Source organism: Formosa haliotis, assembly GCF_001685485.1.
Classification (GTDB): domain Bacteria; phylum Bacteroidota; class Bacteroidia; order Flavobacteriales; family Flavobacteriaceae; genus Formosa; species Formosa haliotis.
The window spans coordinates 1,078,281-1,097,083 of the sequence record NZ_BDEL01000001.1 but is presented as its reverse complement, the minus strand read 5'-3'; the positions used below and the strand labels follow the sequence as shown (position 1 = coordinate 1,097,083).

Sequence of the window (18,803 nt, the reverse complement as noted above, 5' to 3'; positions counted from 1 at the left end):
AACCTATTGAAAGCGTGTTTTAGTAAATTTTGTTGACCTGTTTTAAGGAGAGCTTTAAATAGCTGATTTCGCTAAACTCACGATGTGTTTTGCTAAAATTAAAGTAGGATCAATCAACTCAACCTTGGTGTGGCTATGCTTCTCTTCTTGTGGTTGAGGGAACATGAGCGGTAATTCTGTACACCCCAAAATAATAACTTGAGCTTCCTTTTTTATCAGGTAGGTCACGCCTTTAAGAATTTGTGTTTTGCAGTGCCCCTGCGTATATCCAGCTTTAACACCAAATTTACCGTAAATACTGTCCATCACATAGTTTTGATGGGTTTCATCTGGAATCACAACCTGAAGTCCGTAATGGGTAAGAACCTGAAAATAAACCTTACTTTGTATGGTGCCACTGGTAGCCAATAATCCAACCTTAGAGTCTTTTCCAAAATGTTCTAAAATGTATTCCGCAGTGGTGGTTATCATATTCACAATGGGTACATTAAGATGCTCTTGGATTTCTGTTAAAAAGGCATGCGCGGTATTACACGGTATAGCGATAGCATGAGAGCCCGCCGCTTCTAGTTTTTTGCAAGTTGAAAATAAGGCGAGGGTGGGGTCGGTGTCGTTTTGAATGAGATTTGCTGTTCTATCAGGAATCTGCGGGTTTTGTTCAACAATCATTTTTATATGATCCTGATCTTTTTCTGCTGGCGTACTTAGAATAATCTTATTCATAAAATCGACCGTTGCCGAAGGACCAACACCTCCAACAATTCCCAATTTAAAGGGCTTAACGGGCTCGCTATGTCCTTTAGCCAAAGCGTAATCTGCATACACCTCATTCACGTCGATTATCGAAATTCCTCTGGTTTGTAACTGATTTACCAGTAATGAGATTTCGGTGATACATGGCAAAATAACTTCGCAACCTTTTGTTTTTAACTCCATGCAAGCCTCGTAAACATACTCTAATGGCAAGCCATCTAAGTAGCCGTTTTTTATTCCCGATTCTCCATAAATGGCCTGCATTAATTGACTTTGATTGGTAGGATATATTAATTCGTAGTCCTGAAAATAGTGTTTTAATAAGGACGATTCTTTTACAAAACTAGACGTAAGCACACCTATTTTTGTTCCTTTTTCAAAATTAGAATGGAGATAATGGGTTATGGCATCAAAAATATTGACAATAGTAATGGATGTTTCCTTTTGTAATTCTTCTATAAAGGAATGGCTTGCAAAACAAGGCATAAGAATTTTAGAAACTTGTTTCTGCTCAAAATTTTTACATAAATTAAACGTATAAAATTTTCTGGATTTTATATCCTGAGCTTCAAATAAGGCAGATTCAATTTGGCTGTAAGGTTGTTGTTCAAAAATGAAATGATAATGCTTCTGATTTTTTAAAGCGGATTTGTTTTTAAGTAGTTTAAAAAATAAATCGGCTCCAGACAAAGCTCCTAAGCCACCAATTACAGCAATTTTTTCCATACTATTTTTAAGAATTTTTATTGAAAACTTACGCGTTGTACCTTAGTGTTTTTCTTTTTATTTTGAGACTCCATTTCCATCTAGAAAATGAGAAAGAGTACAACTTGAAGCGCCTAAACTAGTAAATAATAATTAATCAGATAATTTTTATAGTATTTTGTTGAGAAATCCTTAGTATACAATAATATATCCCCTTTGTATTGTAAGCATTTTTAGTATATTTAACCATGGTTTAAACCGCTTAAAATTGGTAATTATGGCATTCTTAAATAAGTTAAAATGGATACTCGGAATTCTGATGATTTTTATTTTAATCATGGCTACGAATCTAATCGATAGAAATAATTTTATTCGTGTTCGCGATTCTGTTGTAACCATTTACGAAGATCGCTTAATTGCCAATGATTTAATTTTTGAAATGCTAAAGTCTGTACATCAAAAAGAATTGGCCCTAACTGTATCCGATTCCACTTTTTTTAGTAGCCATAATGCAAATGTCAACACGCATTTACAATCTTTAGTGATGCGGTTTGAGCAAACCAAACTAACTCCGGAAGAAGAAGTAGTTTTCGAGGATTTAAAAAGTAATCTTTCCGGATTAAAAGATGCCGAAACCCAATATTTAAGCTCTGGTTTTAGTAATCGTACTCCTGTTATCGGTACTATAGAAGATTTAAAGGCCAACCTAGACGATTTGTCTAAAATTCAGCTTAACGAAGGAAGCAGACAAATGTCTATTAGTAAACGTGCTCTAGATTCGGTGCAATTGTTTACACAAATCGAGATTTTTATGTTGGTTTTCTTGGCTATAGTAGTTCAGATTATTGTGATGTATAATCCTAAACCAAAGGATTAATTCAGAATTTTGTTTGGTATTTAAGCCATTAGAAATTGACTTTTTTAAGCAGGTTTTATGCGATTAAAATGGGGTAGAAGTAGGTTTAATACATTATTAAGTGTAATTCACGATAATGAAAATTATAACTTTATATCTCAAATAAACTTGGGAATGATCGCAGTTCATTCGAAAGTGATTAAGGCTGATTCTGTTTTAAAGCGGGAAAAGTTTTTCTTCTATTTTAATATGCAGCCATTTATTTCTCCAAACGGTTATGGTTCCAATAATTCCAATCAAAAAAACAATAAAAAAAGCAATCCCTATATTTTTAGGAAAAATTTTCAAATTAAAAACCATTAATCCAATAAGCGGAATTAGTGCTCCAGACAAAGGCATTTGTTTATTTAGAAATTCATTTCCGCTAATACTAATTTTTTGGTTTTCGGAAATATTTTTAAGCTCTAATGATTTACTTCCACACCATTGAATTTTTGCTTTTAAAGTTTCATTCTCAAGTCCATCAGGGATTTCAATAATTTTTTCTTCTCCGTTTTTAATAGTCGTTAGCACCTTATTTCCAACTAATATGTCATAGGTACAATTTGTATTAAATCGTTCTTCTGGTCTATAAATTGTAATTTTTTTCATTGGTGAATAAGGTGATTCGTAAAAGTTAAACACGTATAAAAGGGTTGAAAATTAACGGTCTAATTAATAAAGTTATGAAAATATCCGATCAAAAGAAATATAATTTCTATAAAATAGACTAAAAAATATTATCAGAATCAGAGTTCTAGAGGTCTTATTTTGGTGTTTCGATTTACTGTCTCCTTAGGTTACCCAAAAATTTTAGATTTAAAAATACGAGTATTCATTTCTGCAATGTTTACTATAGAAATCCCTTCCGGGCATTCCACTTCGCAAGCACCGGTAAACGTACAGCTTCCAAAACCTTCCAATTCCATTTGGGCTGTCATGGCAACCACACGTCGGTGCTGTTCTGCTTTCCCCTGAGGTAAATTGTTTAAATGGTTAATTTTTGCCGAAGTAAATAAAGCAGCCGATGAATTTTTGCAAGTTGCTACACAAGCTCCGCAACCAATACAGGCAGCAGCATCCATAGCTTTGTCTGCAATATCTTTGGGAATAGGAATGGCATTAGCCTCTGGGGCTGTTCCGGTTTTAGAACTTATAAAAGCACCTTGTTCAATAATTCTGTCAAAAGCTGAACGATCGACTATTAAATCTTTTATAATAGGAAAAGATGAGGCACGCCAAGGTTCTACAATAATGGTGTCTCCGTCTTTAAAACTACGCATGTGTAATTGGCAGGTGGTAATAGCGTCATGCGGACCATGAGCACGACCATTAATAAATACCCCACATTGCCCACAAATTCCCTCTCGGCAATCATGTTCGAAGGCAATGACTTTCTCGTTTTTAAGAACTAACAATTCATTTAAATGATCTAAAGCTTCTAAAAAAGACATGTCTTCTGTTAAACCATCCACCTCATAATTTTTTAGTTCTCCTTGATCTTTCGGACCTTCCTGTCTCCAGATTTTAAATGTTACTTTCATAGTGTTTTACTTATAACTTCTTACCGTAGGTTTCACAAATTCAAATTCTAAAATTTCTTTATGCAATTTAAAATCGCCTTTATCGTATTGCCAAACAGATACATAAGAAAAATGCTCGTCTTTCCGAACGGCTTCTCCATCCTCGGTCTGATACTCTTCACGAAAATGAGCACCACAAGACTCCTCGCGCTCTAAAGCATCTTTACACATTAAAATTCCTAATTCTATAAAATCGGCAACTCGCAATGCTTTTTCAAGTTCGGTATTTAATTCTTTATCGGTTCCTGTGACTTTAACATCGTTCCAGAATTCATCTTTTATTGTTTTAATTTCGGAAATTGCTTTTTCTAAACCGAGTTTATTTCGGCTCATAGCACATTCTTGCCACATAACTTTACCAAGCACCCTATGAAAATGATCGACAGTCTTGCTGCCATTTATAGCAAGAATTCGGTCGATGTGTGCCTTTGTGTCTGCTTCTGATTTGATAAATTCAGGATGATTTATAGTAGGAGTTTCTTTTTGAACTTCTGTTGCTAAATAATTATTTATGGTATTTGGTAAAATAAAATACCCGTCTATGCTTGCTTGTAATAAAGAATTTGCGCCTAATCGATTTGCGCCATGGTCCGAGAAATTACACTCGCCTATAGCGTATAAACCGGGAATGGTTGTCATTAATTCATAATCTACCCACAGACCGCCCATAGAGAAATGAGCTGCGGGCGAAATTTGCATGGGTTCTTTATAAGCATCAATTCCTGTAATTTTTTTATACATGGAAAACAAGTTGCCATAGCGATCCTTTATGGTTTCTAATCCAAATTTGTTAATGGCATATTTGAAATCTAGATACACCGCGTTTTTTAAATTTCCTACGCCAAACCCTGCATCTATTCGTTCTTTAGCGGCCCGAGAAGCAATATCTCTAGGAGCTAAATTGCCATAACTCGGATAGCGTCGTTCTAAATAATAGTCGCGTTCTTCTTCGGGAATGTCATGCGCTTTTCGTTTGTCGGCTTGCTGTTTAGGCACCCATATACGACCATCATTACGAAGCGATTCAGACATTAGCGTTAGTTTAGATTGGGCGTCGCTAGTTTGTGGTAACGCTGTAGGATGAATTTGGGTAAAACTTGGTGCGGCAAACAAAGCTCCTTTTTTATGCGCTTTCCATAAGGCACTCCCATTGCAACCAATAGCTAAAGTAGACAGTCTAAATACGCGAGAATAACCTCCAGTTGCTAAAACAACAGCGTCTGCTGCATACCGTTTTAGTTCGCCTGTAACTAAATCTCTTACAATGATGCCTTTTGCTTTACCATCAATAACAACTAAATCTAACATTTCGCTACGCGGAAACATCTCTACTTTTTTTGCCTGAACCATTTTATATAATTGCGAATAGGTGGCTAAAAGTAATTGCTGACCGGTTTGTCCGCGGGCATAAAAGGTACGTTGTACTTGTACACCACCAAAACTGCGATTCACTAAGGTGCCACCATATTCTCGGGCAAATGGAACCCCTTGTTGCACAAAATGATCTATAAGCGGAGCAGATAATTCTGCCAAGCGGTAGGTGTTAGCTTCCCGCGATCTAAAATCACCTCCTTTTAATGTATCGTAAAATAATCGGTAAATACTATCGCCATCATGTTGATAGTTTTTAGCAGCGTTTATTCCGCCTTGTGCCGCAACAGAATGAGCACGTCTAGCAGAATCTTGATAACAAAAACACTTAACATCGTAACCTGATTCGGCAAGTGTAGCTGCTGCTGCACCTCCAGCTAATCCAGAGCCTACAACAATTATATTAAGTTTTTTCTTGTTGGCAGGATTAATTAATTGCGACCGAACTTGATAGTTACGCCATTTATCTTCGAGTTTTCCTTCTGGAATTTTTGAATCTAATGTCATCTTTTTATTATTTGAAATACATTACTAAAGGAATAATACCAAAACCAACTCCCATTATTACAGCATAAATTAAGGAGACTTTTGCTAGAATTTTTAAACCTGTTTTATTGTAAAATCCTAAGGTTTTAAAGGCACTTTGTAAACCATGATGTAAATGCAAGGCAAGCGGAATTGCAAGTAACGAATAGAACAATACAAAGTAGATGTTATGAAATAATGTATAGGTTACCTCGTAAACATCTTTATTGCCCATAGGATCTAGCGAAACTTCTTCTCCCATACCCAGTTTAATACGCGCCCAGAAATTTGCTAAATGCACGATGATAAATAGCAATATAGCGATACCAAGTAAGCCCATATTTTGAGAGGCCCAACTGCTATTGGCATTGCTGTTATTAACTACATATTTTTGAGGTTTCGCTTTACTATTTCGTATGGTTATTAATAAGGCATAAAACGCATGAAAAATTATAGACACATATAAAGCATAAGCTATAATTTTTATAAAGGTACTTTCTCGTAAGGTTGTAGAATAGGAATTGTATAAATCTCTAGCAATACCTTCGGGTAATAATAAAATACAATTTGCAGAGAGGTGTACAATTAAAAACACACAAAGGAAAAGCCCCGTTATTGCAATAATCGATTTTCGATAAAAAAGTGAATTCATTAAGATTAATTTTTAAAGCGTCGCTTTTTATTAGATTTAGGACCTAAGCAGGTAAATGGCTTACTATTTTTATTAAAGGACTGTTTTAGTCGTCTTCTGGTAATGCTAAAAACATGTCTTTTTTCTCCTGCATCTAAGTGTTCATTTCGTTTTCAGATTTTTTTCTCATGGTTTCCATGGCATCTATATGAGGTTTGTCACCAAGTTCCAACATCGCTCTTCCGTGCTTCTGACTTTTTTCAGCCATCTCTTGAAACGTTTCTGCTTGAAAAGCTATGTTACAAGCGCCACCTAATTGCCTACAGGTCATTGTTTTCATAATTCAGTTTTTTATTTAACCGCTATTAAAAGCTATATTTTTTTCTGGTTTAAGATGGAGCATGGTTGGTATTGGCTAAAACAGTTTTTATACTTTGTGTTTTCCTTTGTAAAATACAAAATTAGCGAGTATAGAGCAAACTAAAACAAGATTCTGTTGTAAGGCGTAGGGGATGGTATAAGCTTTTAAACCACTGCTATTTTAATTGGTACCGGTTTGGGTTTTTTCTAAGTTATCTTTAGTAAGCGCATTATATATGTAGGGAGGTGTTTTTTCCTTTACCTTATTTAATTTTTGTTGAAAAACATGTATTTGAAAAGAAATACAGATTTAAATTTTACTCAATACAACAGCAGTTCCTTTTTCTGTGCCTGTTGGAAAAACAACTTTATGAGTTGATGTTTTGGTTTTAGTATTAGTTGTTCTAGAAACTTCGATTTGTCCCATGTCTAATTTTTGAGTAGGATCGCACATAGAAATATCTAATCCGTTTTCATCCAATTTGCATAATAAAATAGCAGGAACAGTAGAGGATACCCTTAAAGAATCTGATAGGTTTATGCTTCCAGGCTTATGAAAAACTACGGAAGTATATGGTCCGAATTGAACCACTTGTTTAGCTGTGGTATTCGATAAGATTGTGTAAGGGGGATGTTGCTGAATTGTAGTAAAATCCTCTTCCTTTACAGCCGGAAATACTGCGTAGGCATAACTGTCGTTTTTCACATGTTTTCCATGATCTATGCCTAAAGTGAATACGGGTTTAGCGGATTCTTCTTTGGAAATCCAAGACACCACGGGAGTCCAATTGGCTTCTTTTTGTTTTACACAGGCAACAATATTCTGCCCTTGATTTATGATATATCCCGAATTATTGTGCCAAAGACTTTTAGTGTGTGTAGTGTTGTTGGTCTGTAACAAGGTGCTATTCTTGGCTATTAGACTTGTACTAAAATTTTGTTCTATAGTTGTTTCTAAATGTTGATTGGGTGCTCCATTAATCCCCGAACCTAGACATACCGTAAACTCAGGAAATATAAAATACGATTTATTGGCGGTTACACCATCGCGATTATATTGCATGCTGGTTATGGCATTAGCTTCAAAAGTTAGCCCACCCACAAAATCACTTGCCATATTATAGCTTTCCCAACCTAATTCAAGTAGCTTGACCGTATCTTGAATAGCGGTGGTACCTGGTATTTTACGCCAATCCCAATACGGAAAAATGTTAAGATATTCTTCGCCTGTTTTCATAACATACATGGCGCCATCTGCAAGATAGTATCCATTTAAATTTTCGCCGTTGCCAGATTCAGAACCCTTTATTCGGCTAGAACACATTCTAATAGATGAAAAATATGATGACGTTCGGTTGATAGTTAATTCTGAATACGGAAAATATTTTACACCCGCTAAGGCATTTTCTGTACTTATAGATTGGTATAAAGACAAATATTCAGGATCAATTTTTCCCATTTCGATGGCCGCTTTCTTTACTCGGTTGTATTTTTTAATCTGCTCGTCTGGAAACAATTGTCGACCGCTACTGTTTATGTCATACATGCCTTTCCAAATTACCCATCGTTGTCCTTGAGCGAAATAATTACGCATTAATTCTATTTGTTCAGGCGTATAGTCGTATTGTGAGCCTTTTAATATAAACATCCATTTTACTTGATCTTCCAGAAAGTGGAGTCCGTAATTTCCAAATTGTAATTGGCGTCCATGCTGATGAAAGGAATAATCGGGTTGAAGTCCTTCAGCATTATTGACCATTTTCATTTCATTACGAATTTTAGCAGTTGCCGGTTCTAAGAGCGTTGTGTCGTTTTTAAGAATACAACGTAACACAATATTTGATGATACCCAAACCAGGTTTTGACCTGTAAGTTCTCCAAATTCAACACGATCCATAATAGCTATACCTTTTTGCCATGGTTCGGTATCGATTTCATTCTCCATTAGTAGCATGATAAGACCAATGTTTTGTGGTACACCAATTTGAGGATACCACCAATTAGGGTTTATAATATCCTCGTTAACCCAATAATTGTAAGCTTGTAGTATAGCTTTTTTTAAGTCGGTATTCCTGTAAAATTGATTATCCTTTTGGTTATATGCCTTTGCCATTTCTACGGTTCTGAGTAAATGACTTCTTAATGGCCATTGCCCGCGTTGTCTGTTTGTATAATCTAAATCGCTCCAAGTACCAACAGGACTTAAGTTGAAAAAGTAAGGTACCATATCTTCATTTACAGATTCATTTAGAATATAGTGTTTCCAGTTATGTTCTAGGATAGAAAGCTGACTGTGCTGTGTATATGCTTGAGTATAAGAGAGCACAACAACAAACAAAAGAAGTATGTTTTTCATAAGAAATTAGGGTTCAAAAGCCTGAAATTTAATAAAAACTCCTAAACTTTATAAACAGGAGGAAATAGTTTATTGCTGTTTTTCAACAGTAATACCTTGCCTTTTTTATAAGTAAGAAATTTAGCAACAATTTACTATAAATTAAGCAAAGGATAGCAAAGTAGGATTTATTTCCCGATACAGTAATTAACTATTCAGGTATAGCAAGGGTTTAGGTGGGTGTGTGGTACATGCGTAGTACAGAAAGTGAAAATTTAATTACAAAAAAGTCAAGTAAAAGAAATTTAATTTTAATTACCTTCAAAATCTTTTAATATCACCAAATATAAATATTAAGAGATTAGAAACCATGACTGCTTGGTTGCTTTTGTAAATGTGGGGTATATGTGTGTCAAAATAACGAATTGGAAATAATTCTTTTAAATTTATTTTTACACCTAGACTTCGAAAACCTATCTCTTTAATTGCTTTACTAAGATTAAGTAAACTACTACCCACTTTTTGGGTTTCATTAAGTATCCTTAGAGAAGATAAGCTGATAGTTTTATCATAATATTTTGCAATTATCTTTATACAAGTTGGGCTACAATCTTTACCATCTGGTTGTTTATAATTAGGGGGTAGTCATTGTATCCTAATATTATAATTTAATTAAAAAAGTCATTTTTTCCATTTCAGAAATTTCATAAATTCGTTTTTTCATTTCAATGTTTAAATCTTTCTTTGTTAACCCCATTTTTGTATCAAAGAAATTTAACAGGTCTTGGTCCTCATAGCCACTTTGTAATGCATCTTTGAAAAATTCTATTCCTCCAAATTCTAAAATAATATCACACAATATTGCACCCGTAACATATAATGGTTCCGTTATACTGTCTACACGTTTGACATCCCACCAATTTGATAAATCAATGTTCGGGTTGTTTTCAATTATTTCTTGAACTTTTCCAACATGATAAATAAAAGGCTTCCCTAATAAACAATTAGGACTGTCTGTATAGATACTTAAACCACTTAGCAAAATAGGGTTTGCTTTTGGAAATTTTTTATTTATTAAATGAATTAATTCATGCTTATGGAATGCTCCTGATTCTTCGATAGTATAAACAATGTTGTTTATACTATCGAAGAATCCGCAACGATTTGGTTCACGCCCCATGGACATCACAAACTCATACCCTTGTGAATAAAAAATATTATCACAATTTTCGTTTATATAGTATATAATTTGCTCTTCTGCCAAATCAAACAACCTATTTAGATTATCTACAAATTTATTAGCATTTTTCACTTCATCCATATTTAGCTCATAAGATGATGGATAAACATAAGTAATAAGACCCGATTTATTTGTTTTCCAATTTCTCGTGTAATAAGGCAACCAATTATGTAACTTGAATTCACCTAAATCATTTTTTTAGCAATGACTTTAGTAATGGCTAGAGGGTACATTTCTTCTTGATTCAGCCAATAATATTCTGATACAATTACATGAAAATTTTTTTCTTTTTGAATATAAAGCACGACATTCTTAACATTTAACCCATATAATGAAGGAGATAAAAATCCATGAGAATTTAACAAATCATAAGATTTGTAACTCTCTTTTTCTTTTAAATTCCAATAAGGATTATCATAAATTTTATCAGGGCTATTTTTCAAATAAGATTTCCATAAATCAAAGATTTCCATAAATTCAGTATTCGTTTCATCGACCCCTGGTGCTAACTTTGTTTCAATGATTTGAGCGTTTAATTCTAGGACAAAAAAAAACAAACATGTAATTTGAAATACTTTATTCTTAATGAAGTTCATAGTTTAAATTTAATGGTGTTTTATTTTTTTTCTAATATAAATTAAGCCTGCTCTAATACAGCCATTAATCTATGATTGAGGTATAGTTTTTCTTTACCAACTTTTTCGGACATTAAAAAGCCTGCAGCTTCTAAGTCCATTAAATAATTACCTACTGTTTTAGGGGTTCCTAATTTTTCATCAATTAAAAATTGTCTTTTGGTATAAGGTAACCTGAAAAGTATTTCTACAAGTTCTTTAGTATATGCTTTAGGCAATTTTTCTTTAATTTCAGATGTCATTTGCTCCATTAACTCGGTAACAACTTTTAAACGCTTTAAACCTTTTTTAGCGGTATATTCTACCATTTCTAACATATATAATATCCACGATTCCCAATCATTATTTTCGGTGACTTCACGTAATTTATTATAATAATCTGCTTTGTTTTTTATAATATACTCGCTTAAATAAATAGCAGGTGTGTCTAATAGTTTTTCTAGTTTTAAATAGAGTAATAACAAGATGCGTCCTGTTCTTCCATTACCATCACTAAACGGGTGTATGGCTTCAAATTGATAATGCATTAACGCCATTTTTATTAATGGGTCTATGGTATCATTTTCATTAATAAACGTTTCTAAATTGGCTAATTTCTCCCTTATAACAGTTTCTCCTGTCGGTGGTGTATAAATCGTTTCCCCTTTAGCATTTTTTAGAGCAGTACCAGGAGTGGTTCTTATTCCTGCCGTATTCTTTTTTATGCGTTGCACTATGTCTATGCATAAATTTGTACTTATAAACGGGCGTTTTTCTATATCGTATAAACCCTTCCAAAGCGCTTCTTTATAACTTAGTACTTCCTTTGTTGCAGGGTTATCAAACTTTTTATCGGCAACTAAAGATTTGTATAAATCATCGTTAGTTGTAATAATGTTTTCTATTTCGGAACTTGCTTTTGCCTCTTGTAAATGAATAGTGTCTAAAAATAATGTTGGGTTTGGCAAATTAGTGAGCATACCATTAAGCTGTGCTAATGCTCTACTGGCATCAATAGTTTTACGCAACACTTTTGTTGTTTCCAACATTTTATTGGGAGGCAATAGTGGTAAGGTATTGTAAGGCGTATCTCTATTAAAATCTGTCATTTTGAACAAGGGTAATATTTACTCACGTTTTATTAACGAGAGTAAATATAGGTAAAATTTACCTTTGTAAGGTGTATAAGTGTAATATTTACTTTTGATTTTTAGTATAGTAATTTGTTGTGCATCGTTTTATTTCTGACTTTTCGCCTATTATAATGTATTCTCTTTTAGTTTTTCAATTACCAAAGTAAATTCATTTTTTGTTATTTTTAATTTATTAAGGTCAATATCTATCCGATAGTTTTCTATGATAATATCTTTAACATTTACAGATCGTTTAAGTGCATTTATTGCAGCTTCTTTAACAACGAAAACAATTTCTGCACCAGAATATCCTACTATTTTAGGAACAATATCTTGGAAGTTTAATGAATTGTCTAGAGGCATTTTTCTGCTTGCAACTTTTAGAATTTTATAGCAACCTATTTCATCTGGTTTAAGTTCATATATCCAATTAGAACTTAAAGATATAATGTTACTACTATAGCCTTATTTTTTGTTAAAAGTTAAGGTCTCTTTATCGATACCTTCCATTAAGGGATTTTCTTTTTCAATTAAAGGATCGTACCAATCTGCTATGTCTTTTACCCATTGTACAGGGTCTTCTATTACTTCATTTTCAAACTGAAGCTTAACATCATGACTTTCTAATGCCTTATTAAAATTACGTAAATATTCTGCTTTCTGCCAACGGGTTGCCATTGCTAGTAATGCTTTAAATTTTAAAAGTTCTCGCTCTTTTTGTTCTTGTATGGCTTCTTTCTTTTACGAATTTTCTCTTGTTCAGCCCACCAAATTCTATTAGCTATTTGTTGTTTTCTATCCTCTTCCGCTTTTAACTCTATCCAGGCTAAAATGTCTGCTATTTTATCTTCTAAAACTGTTGTTTTAGTATCTCCCCATTCTTTTATAGGATATGATCTATCGATTTTTAAACACAAGTTTCCTGTTGGCACCAGATCGAATTCAGGCCAACTGTTATTTGTTTCCCGTTTTACCCTCTTATGCTTTTCAATTAAACGTATATTGTAGGATTGCGTCTTTAACACTATGGTTGTTTTTCGAGATGCTGTAATACCATATCCCCGTATTTCCATTACTTTTATCAATGTATCCATAAACCTTAATGCTCTTGGAAACAATTCATCTGATACACTAACACTCAATACATTGGTTTCATCTATTTTTATGTCCCAATTTCTGGTACGGTTTCTGATTTTAATAGCCTTATGGTTTTCCCGAGTGGCTTTAATGTACTTGTGTGGATTTGAGAGTTTTTCAGGGACTGTTAACTTCCCTATACTTTCTATTTCAGTTTTTATTTTATCTGCTTCCTTGGTTTGTTGCTTATAGATAAGATGACCATTTTCATTTAATTTAATGATTAGAGTTGGGTCCTTTTCTATTTCTGAAGAAAGCACTTCTTTAGAAACCTCTTTATTATGTTTCAGTTTTTGCCAATAGCCAGATTTTGGCATGGGAACGTTATGTTGCTTGCATATTTTACGTAAGGTATAGGCATCAATATTGAGTTCCCTAGCTACAGTAATAAGAGGTTTCGACCAAACTAAATCGTAAACCTGCTTTATTGTAAGGCCTTTTTTATCTGACATCACTTATGAAATTATTACAATAAAAACATCTAAAATTATGTATTTTATTCTAATACAGCAACTCTTAGATTAACACTTATGTATAACCATTTTAAATTAGATATTTTGCCATTAGACATCATATTTGATTTTTAGCCAGATTAATTTTATTGGGTTATATCCTAATAGGAATTTACCTATATTCTTTAACAATATACTTCTCAAAACCGACACCACGGCTCATAGGCGCTATGTCTCTCATGAAATAATTACCTCGTTCAGTTGAGATCCTTAGCTGTACTTTGTTATTGTCTTGTCTAATATAAAAATGTTGTTGGGGTAAATCAAAAGTGCCTCTGGGAATTCGCAACCAATACATTTTGCTCTTCGTATTTAAAATTAAGTGTAGATCATTTTTAAACAATTCAGGTGGAATATCGAACCACCATACGGGTTTAGCCTTATTAATATTGGAGAACCGTGTATTTTCCACAGTTAGGAAATATTCATCTTGATCATTATTTATAAAATAGGTGGCTTCACTTTTTTTAAGATTAGCAAAATTTATTTCTCTTTTTGCTGTTGTTTTAGATGTTGAAAGTGGTTTAGTTTCGGGTACAATGAAGTCTTTAGGGCTATTATTTGAACCAACATTTGAAGGTTTTCTAGGTTTAAAACCCCTTTCTAGTTCCGTATGTGCTGATTTTAAAGCTTTTTCTAAAACTTTAATACGTTTTTCTTTAACATCAATAATACCTATTAGAACAATTATTATTATCGTACCTATTATAGAAAAAATAATTTCCAGACCTAATTCCATTTACAATATTCTTTTTGTCATCTTAAACTTAGTTTAAAATGCGTGAGTATTTTAGCGATAATCTTGTTACGAGTGCAGGGCTTTTTCTTAATTTGGTAGAGTTTAAATCCATATCTTCAAAGATGTTTTCAAAATCTTCTTTGCTATCCGTACCCATGGTACTGATAGGTGTGTGGTACATATTGTATTTTCATAAATATCATGAACTTCATGTGCACTATCTAACCAACTTATCGCTGGACGAATGGGGGTTTTAGCTTCAGCAACAACTATAGGAAATTGATCTATAGACCTTACGTTATTCTCGGAATCTATTTAATCATCAAGAGAAACAGGAAAAAGGCAGGTCTGTTTTCGGTCTTTTCCAGGTATGAATTTCATAACTAAAAGATACAAAAATCACCTGGAAATTACTTGAGAACTTCTTGAAAATGTAACTAAAAAAGCAATAGTTATTAGACAGTCTGACGGCTCGTGTATGAGTAGTGCGGGATTTAACCCACAACTGTCTCAAATACCTAAGTAGCCAAAACTACGATTTTACAGTTAACTTTCAATTTTTATTTATCCTGTCAAATCGTAGTTTTGGCGGGGCTAAAAAAAACATACAAACTCTTATAAACACTACGTTCCCCACATTACTTATGACACATTATTAGCGGTAGTTTTTCTTATTAACAGCAACTTACTACAATTCCAATGTATATGAATTTGTTTTCTTTCGTTGCTTGTTAAAATTTTGTTGCCAGCTTTTATCATCAGTATTCAAGTATCGCGAGAACTTAAAATCTTTGAAATTTTCTATCTTTTGTCCTCTAATTAGTTTCACTAAAAGTTTGCCAACAGCAAAGCCTAACCCAACAGGAACAGCATTGCCGATTTGTTTATATTGTTCAAGAATACTCCCTTCTATCTGCCAATCTTCGGGAAACTCTTGTATTGCTTTGTATTCTTGAATACTCAAAGGTCGGTTCTCTATTGGATGACAAAGGTCTGTTGCAGGCATAGCTGGATGTGTTAATAATGTTGGACTTGGTTTATCCCAAGCCAACCGTCTTAAAAATCCAGTTTTTCCACCACCTGAATAGAAAGATGCCCCCATAGCTTCTTTTTGTGTTTCTATTGGCAAACTACGCCAGTTTTTACCTTCATTAATCATACGATAATACTTCAACCTTTTTTCAGGAAAGTTGATGTAATCATGATTAGAATCTGATAACCTAGATACAGCATCTTTAAATGTCCTCCATTTTGGAAGATTATTTATTCCATGCTCAGAGTGTGTTGGTTCTAAAAACGGAGGTTTTTCTCCATTTCGTGAACAAATAATTACAATTCTTTCTCTCTTTTGGGGAGTACCAAAATTAGCAGAGTTATATAGATTAAAGGATGTAGCATATCCACTTTCTCTTAGTTTATTAATTATATGATTAAGCGCTCCCCCTGGCAGTTCATCAGCAGTTAGCTCTTCAAACTCATCTCCTCTTGATTTATGTGGTCTATGTTTTAAAGGAGCTGACAATAAACCTCTAACATTTTCAATTACTGCATATTTAGGTCTTAAAGCTATAATAATATCAATAAATGTTAAAAATACATTCCCTCTCTTATCCTCAAAGCCCTTTCTTTTACCTGCTGTGCTAAATGCTTGACAAGGTGGTCCACCTACAATTAAATCAATATCATCATTTTCGGTTAATCCAGATATCTTTTTAATCTCTTGTGGAGAGTAATCTAAAATATCTCCAATTAGGTTAATCTCAGGATTATTCTTTAAGATAGTTTTTCGGCAAGCATTATTAATCTCACTTGCAAATATTGTTTTAAAACCAGCTTTTTCTAAGCCAATATCCAACCCCATAGCTCCACTAAAGAAACTTAATGCTATTGGAGTATCTTTTGATTGTTTCTTAGTTTCATATTTTGCTTGGTCTTCAGCTACTCCAGAGCAGGTAGTGTCGAAGTAGTATTCCAAATTTGATTCTTCAATAACCCATGCATTGCCTAACTTTTCACTCTTTAACTTACCAGACCTACATAGATTTCTGACTTGTTGCGGGGAAATATTTAATCTTTCTGATGCTGTTTTTACACTTATCATTGGTACTTAACATACTTTCGTTTGCGAAATATTACAAAGTACCAAAGATAGATGTATTATAGTATAAATTAAAGCAAAATTTTAAATATTTCCTTTTGAATTGAATTCTAATAGTTTATCCCAATCAATCTCTCCATTATCCTTAAAAAAGTCATTCGCTAGTTCTTTTGTAAAAAGGTTGATTTTTTGAGTATATGATTTTATATAGTCTTCATTTTTTTCTTGTGCTAAATAACCAAGAGGTTCTACAATTTCTTTGTACAAATTATTGTTTCCTGATATAAAACTCCAAAATACTTGACCGCAATACTTATAATAATCCCCTTTTTGCTTGTAATTATTCTTAGGTGTTGTTCTTCCATAACAGCAACCATTTATAGCCATAACATTTACATTAGAGCCAGATGTCCTAAGTACCTTTCTTGCAGAATTAAAATTGTCAACCATTTTTTTGATTTGGCTATCATTACCCCAAGCTGGACCAGACTTTATCGAAACTATATATCGTACATTATTATTGTCAAATTCTAAATCAACCCCAGGAATCCCAGATTTTCTTCCATCGTAAACTTTTCCATTAACAAATACTGCCAGTCCTTCTAACCAATTACCAAATATTCCTTCTTCGCTAGATGAAATAAAAGCATCAACAACTCCTTGAATTAACTCCTGAGCTGTCATTATATTCTTTGCCTTGAATAAATATGGATTTTTCTTCCTCAAAACAGTCTTTAATTGTAGTTGGTCAAGTTTATCAACTCTTTTTTGTGGAAATCACCAATATTGTCTTCTACGTATTTTTTAACTTCTGATAACTCTAGTTTTTTCATATGATAATTCTAAATCCTATTATTTAGTAAAAGTAATATTTTTCAAGCAAGTTATGTTTCTAATTTCGGTGGTTTACTGAAATTACCGCTAACTCCTTTTAACCACACTAAATCTCACTATATCTAGAGAAGGAAAAGGGATGTCGTTTATTTAATCCCTAAAGATATTACTTTCTTGTAAGAAAATATTACGGATTACCGTAATAATAAAAAGTTTCATAAATTAACCTTACATAGTGAAGTTGCTCAGAAAACTCCATTGTAGATTTTAATTCTTGCAATATTCCACACCCCAAAAAACAGATTGTTATTATTTGTGTATTGATGGTTAATCGTATGTTTATAATATGAAGCATAACTCCTTTAAACCTATAAAACATTTATTTATACGGTAAAAGGTGAGTTTAAATCTAATTTTTATGAATAAATATATTCCCTCTACAAAATTAATTTTTTAGAATTATGAGTAAATGATGAATTTTAGTTCTTTCAATAAAACTGTTTTAGTTGTTAGGATTTCCTATATGAATTAGTACTATTTTAATGGAAGTTGGAATTAAGCGAACTTCTCTTTTTAGAGAGGTTCAAGACTTTGTAAAGAAGCGCTTTTCCCGAAATGAAGCTTTTCGCGGAATGTAGTTGGAATGGGCTGAGTGGGATTTATAGGATGTAAGTTTTCATTTTATAAAGCTGCTTTTGCACATACTTTTGTCTACCAAGAAAACTAATTAAACTTAAGTATTCTATAAAAATTAATAAAAAGGACCTGAATATTTTCCTTTCCAAAACCTTTGCGTATTTTTTTAAATGCTAAGCTCATTTGAGATTCAACCGTTTTTATGGAGACTCCCATTATTTCTGCTATTTCTTTGTATTTATACCCTTTGATTTTATTCATCTCAAGTGTTTCCCTGCATTTTGGAGGTAAGGATTCTATGATTTGGTTCATTTTTTTTATCCTTTTTTCTAGTGCTTCATTATCTTCATTTATTATGTCTCTTAATGCATTTTCATAAACTAGTTCTAATAGATGATTTTGTCTCTTATCTTTATTTACACTGTCAATAAATCGGTTATAAGCAATAGCATATAAGTAGCTTTTTAGTGATTTGTTTTCATCTAATTTTTCTTTGTTATTCCATAAGTCAATAAAAGATTGCTGAACGATGTCTTCAGAGCTCATTTTGTCATGGGTATAGGTAGTAATGTAGGCGACTAGTCTGTTATAATATTGATCAAATAGAAATTTAAAGGCTTTTTCATCACCGTCTTTTAAACCCTTTATTGCTATTTGTATATTCATAATTAATTCTTAGGAGTTTATAAAACTAGTTATATT

Annotated in this window: 18 protein-coding genes and 1 pseudogene; 1 reads left to right on the top strand and 18 read right to left on the bottom strand. The window is 33.0% G+C overall.

What is annotated here, in order from left to right:
• Nucleotides 1–54 precede the first annotated feature (54 nt).
• Nucleotides 55–1,479: a cysteate racemase gene (gene cuyB / locus A9D35_RS04640; protein ID WP_066219665.1), complete on the bottom strand. Its 1,425-nt coding sequence runs from the start codon at nt 1,477–1,479 to the stop codon at nt 55–57.
• Nucleotides 1,480–1,735: 256 nt separating this feature from the next.
• On the opposite strand from cuyB, the gene A9D35_RS04635 reads away from it, so the two are divergent.
• On the top strand, nt 1,736–2,335 hold the full coding sequence (locus A9D35_RS04635) for an MCP four helix bundle domain-containing protein (RefSeq protein ID WP_066219661.1): 600 nt from the start codon (nt 1,736–1,738) through the stop codon (nt 2,333–2,335).
• Between the two features lie 195 nt (nt 2,336–2,530).
• On the opposite strand, the gene A9D35_RS04630 is transcribed toward A9D35_RS04635, so the two are convergent.
• From A9D35_RS04630 to A9D35_RS04550, 17 genes and pseudogenes are all read right to left on the bottom strand, one after another.
• Nucleotides 2,531–2,965, bottom strand: a complete 435-nt coding sequence (locus A9D35_RS04630; RefSeq protein ID WP_066219658.1) for a hypothetical protein — start codon at nt 2,963–2,965, stop codon at nt 2,531–2,533.
• 188 nt (nt 2,966–3,153) lie between these two features.
• The gene (locus A9D35_RS04625; RefSeq protein WP_066219656.1) at nt 3,154–3,897 is read right to left on the bottom strand and encodes a succinate dehydrogenase/fumarate reductase iron-sulfur subunit; all 744 of its coding nucleotides are present in this window, start codon (nt 3,895–3,897) and stop codon (nt 3,154–3,156) included.
• Between the two features lie 6 nt (nt 3,898–3,903).
• Complete coding sequence (locus A9D35_RS04620; RefSeq protein WP_066219653.1) at nt 3,904–5,814, bottom strand: fumarate reductase/succinate dehydrogenase flavoprotein subunit; 1,911 nt, start codon at nt 5,812–5,814, stop codon at nt 3,904–3,906.
• Nucleotides 5,815–5,821: 7 nt separating this feature from the next.
• Entirely contained in the window at nt 5,822–6,484 is a 663-nt protein-coding gene (locus tag A9D35_RS04615) for a succinate dehydrogenase cytochrome b subunit (RefSeq protein ID WP_066219651.1), read from the bottom strand.
• 133 nt (nt 6,485–6,617) lie between these two features.
• Complete coding sequence (locus tag A9D35_RS04610; RefSeq protein WP_066219649.1) at nt 6,618–6,803, bottom strand: hypothetical protein; 186 nt, start codon at nt 6,801–6,803, stop codon at nt 6,618–6,620.
• Nucleotides 6,804–7,133: 330 nt separating this feature from the next.
• Nucleotides 7,134–9,179 carry a polysaccharide lyase family 8 super-sandwich domain-containing protein gene (locus A9D35_RS04605; RefSeq protein WP_066219645.1) on the bottom strand — a complete coding sequence of 682 codons (2,046 nt, stop codon included), beginning with the start codon at nt 9,177–9,179 and terminating at the stop codon, nt 7,134–7,136.
• Between the two features lie 300 nt (nt 9,180–9,479).
• Nucleotides 9,480–9,776: pseudogene (locus A9D35_RS04600) on the bottom strand (cysteine peptidase family C39 domain-containing protein); the annotation flags it as partial.
• A gap of 43 nt (nt 9,777–9,819) precedes the next feature.
• A complete protein-coding gene (locus tag A9D35_RS04595) occupies nt 9,820–10,479 on the bottom strand; it encodes a hypothetical protein (protein WP_141675472.1) in 660 nt (219 codons plus the stop codon).
• Between the two features lie 104 nt (nt 10,480–10,583).
• Entirely contained in the window at nt 10,584–10,994 is a 411-nt protein-coding gene (locus A9D35_RS04590; RefSeq protein WP_066219635.1) for a hypothetical protein, read from the bottom strand.
• A 41-nt stretch (nt 10,995–11,035) separates the two neighbouring features.
• Nucleotides 11,036–12,121, bottom strand: coding sequence for a Fic family protein (locus tag A9D35_RS04585; protein WP_066219633.1), 1,086 nt, complete (start codon nt 12,119–12,121; stop codon nt 11,036–11,038).
• A gap of 150 nt (nt 12,122–12,271) precedes the next feature.
• On the bottom strand, nt 12,272–12,508 hold the full coding sequence (locus A9D35_RS04580) for a hypothetical protein (protein ID WP_066219631.1): 237 nt from the start codon (nt 12,506–12,508) through the stop codon (nt 12,272–12,274).
• 102 nt (nt 12,509–12,610) lie between these two features.
• Nucleotides 12,611–12,823 (bottom strand): hypothetical protein, encoded by a 213-nt coding sequence (locus tag A9D35_RS04575; protein WP_066219628.1) that lies wholly within the window; start codon nt 12,821–12,823, stop codon nt 12,611–12,613.
• Between the two features lie 20 nt (nt 12,824–12,843).
• Nucleotides 12,844–13,734: a hypothetical protein gene (locus A9D35_RS04570; RefSeq protein ID WP_066219626.1), complete on the bottom strand. Its 891-nt coding sequence runs from the start codon at nt 13,732–13,734 to the stop codon at nt 12,844–12,846.
• A 172-nt stretch (nt 13,735–13,906) separates the two neighbouring features.
• Complete coding sequence (locus tag A9D35_RS04565) at nt 13,907–14,533, bottom strand: hypothetical protein (protein ID WP_066219623.1); 627 nt, start codon at nt 14,531–14,533, stop codon at nt 13,907–13,909.
• 688 nt (nt 14,534–15,221) lie between these two features.
• A complete protein-coding gene (locus tag A9D35_RS04560) occupies nt 15,222–16,634 on the bottom strand; it encodes a DNA cytosine methyltransferase (RefSeq protein WP_066219620.1) in 1,413 nt (470 codons plus the stop codon).
• An 81-nt stretch (nt 16,635–16,715) separates the two neighbouring features.
• A complete protein-coding gene (locus tag A9D35_RS04555) occupies nt 16,716–17,357 on the bottom strand; it encodes a PmeII family type II restriction endonuclease (RefSeq protein ID WP_218017753.1) in 642 nt (213 codons plus the stop codon).
• 831 nt (nt 17,358–18,188) lie between these two features.
• On the bottom strand, nt 18,189–18,767 hold the full coding sequence (locus A9D35_RS04550; protein ID WP_066219617.1) for an RNA polymerase sigma factor: 579 nt from the start codon (nt 18,765–18,767) through the stop codon (nt 18,189–18,191).
• Nucleotides 18,768–18,803 lie beyond the last annotated feature (36 nt).

Excerpts from the sequence above, each read along its gene's own strand:
- cuyB (WP_066219665.1), bottom strand. The coding sequence starts at position 1,479 with ATGGAAAAAATTGCTGTAATTGGTGGCTTAGGAGCTTTGTCTGGAGCC.
- A9D35_RS04635 (WP_066219661.1), top strand. The coding sequence starts at position 1,736 with ATGGCATTCTTAAATAAGTTAAAATGGATACTCGGAATTCTGATGATT.
- A9D35_RS04630 (WP_066219658.1), bottom strand. The coding sequence starts at position 2,965 with ATGAAAAAAATTACAATTTATAGACCAGAAGAACGATTTAATACAAAT.
- A9D35_RS04625 (WP_066219656.1), bottom strand. The coding sequence starts at position 3,897 with ATGAAAGTAACATTTAAAATCTGGAGACAGGAAGGTCCGAAAGATCAA.
- A9D35_RS04620 (WP_066219653.1), bottom strand. The coding sequence starts at position 5,814 with ATGACATTAGATTCAAAAATTCCAGAAGGAAAACTCGAAGATAAATGG.
- A9D35_RS04615 (WP_066219651.1), bottom strand. The coding sequence starts at position 6,484 with ATGAATTCACTTTTTTATCGAAAATCGATTATTGCAATAACGGGGCTT.
- A9D35_RS04610 (WP_066219649.1), bottom strand. The coding sequence starts at position 6,803 with ATGAAAACAATGACCTGTAGGCAATTAGGTGGCGCTTGTAACATAGCT.
- A9D35_RS04605 (WP_066219645.1), bottom strand. The coding sequence starts at position 9,179 with ATGAAAAACATACTTCTTTTGTTTGTTGTTGTGCTCTCTTATACTCAA.
- A9D35_RS04595 (WP_141675472.1), bottom strand. The coding sequence starts at position 10,479 with ATGGATGAAGTGAAAAATGCTAATAAATTTGTAGATAATCTAAATAGG.
- A9D35_RS04590 (WP_066219635.1), bottom strand. The coding sequence starts at position 10,994 with ATGAACTTCATTAAGAATAAAGTATTTCAAATTACATGTTTGTTTTTT.
- A9D35_RS04585 (WP_066219633.1), bottom strand. The coding sequence starts at position 12,121 with ATGACAGATTTTAATAGAGATACGCCTTACAATACCTTACCACTATTG.
- A9D35_RS04580 (WP_066219631.1), bottom strand. The coding sequence starts at position 12,508 with ATGCCTCTAGACAATTCATTAAACTTCCAAGATATTGTTCCTAAAATA.
- A9D35_RS04575 (WP_066219628.1), bottom strand. The coding sequence starts at position 12,823 with ATGGCAACCCGTTGGCAGAAAGCAGAATATTTACGTAATTTTAATAAG.
- A9D35_RS04570 (WP_066219626.1), bottom strand. The coding sequence starts at position 13,734 with ATGTCAGATAAAAAAGGCCTTACAATAAAGCAGGTTTACGATTTAGTT.
- A9D35_RS04565 (WP_066219623.1), bottom strand. The coding sequence starts at position 14,533 with ATGGAATTAGGTCTGGAAATTATTTTTTCTATAATAGGTACGATAATA.
- A9D35_RS04560 (WP_066219620.1), bottom strand. The coding sequence starts at position 16,634 with ATGATAAGTGTAAAAACAGCATCAGAAAGATTAAATATTTCCCCGCAA.
- A9D35_RS04550 (WP_066219617.1), bottom strand. The coding sequence starts at position 18,767 with ATGAATATACAAATAGCAATAAAGGGTTTAAAAGACGGTGATGAAAAA.